Consider the following 445-nt stretch of genomic DNA (forward strand, 5'->3'; position numbering starts at 1 on the left):
TATGCCCCGCCACGCCGCCGACATTAGGGTCGTAGAAGTGCTTAGCCATCACCCGCAGGCAATCGGTACGGTGCATCGTATTCGCGTCTGTCAAGAGGACGATCTCGCCGTCCATCTGCGGCACCAGCCCGTTTATTATCCCCGTCTTGCCGCCGCGCTCCGGAGAACGCCAAAAGTGCACGCGCGGGTCGGTTATAGCTGTCTCTTATACACATCTAGATGTGTATAAGAGACAGGGACAAGGTGTCAAGCATATTTTCCAAGTTAAATGAAACAGTTAAAAAATTCGGCGTTGATGCCGCGTACCTTTTAGGCGATGAACTTGTATTGCGTGAGATATTTGCAATGTCCGACAACGATGTAAATATTATCCGCGAAACGATTCAGACGCTACGCGGATGGAGAAACCCTAGCAAGCGCAGGAAAAAGTATGGACATTAATTAT

General features: G+C 49.7%; 2 protein-coding genes. One reads left to right on the forward strand and one right to left on the reverse strand.

Features of this window, described 5'->3' with window-relative positions; genetic code table 11:
* Positions 1-181: hypothetical protein (locus ACYVRA_RS08995; RefSeq protein ID WP_461252370.1), on the reverse strand; the 181-nt coding region annotated here is incomplete at its 3' end.
* A gap of 38 nt (positions 182-219) precedes the next feature.
* Here ACYVRA_RS08995 and ACYVRA_RS09000 point away from each other — a divergent pair.
* Positions 220-441, forward strand: coding sequence for a hypothetical protein (locus tag ACYVRA_RS09000; RefSeq protein ID WP_461252371.1), 222 nt, complete (start codon positions 220-222; stop codon positions 439-441).
* Positions 442-445 lie beyond the last annotated feature (4 nt).

Source organism: Treponema sp. R8-4-B8 (assembly GCF_054786175.1).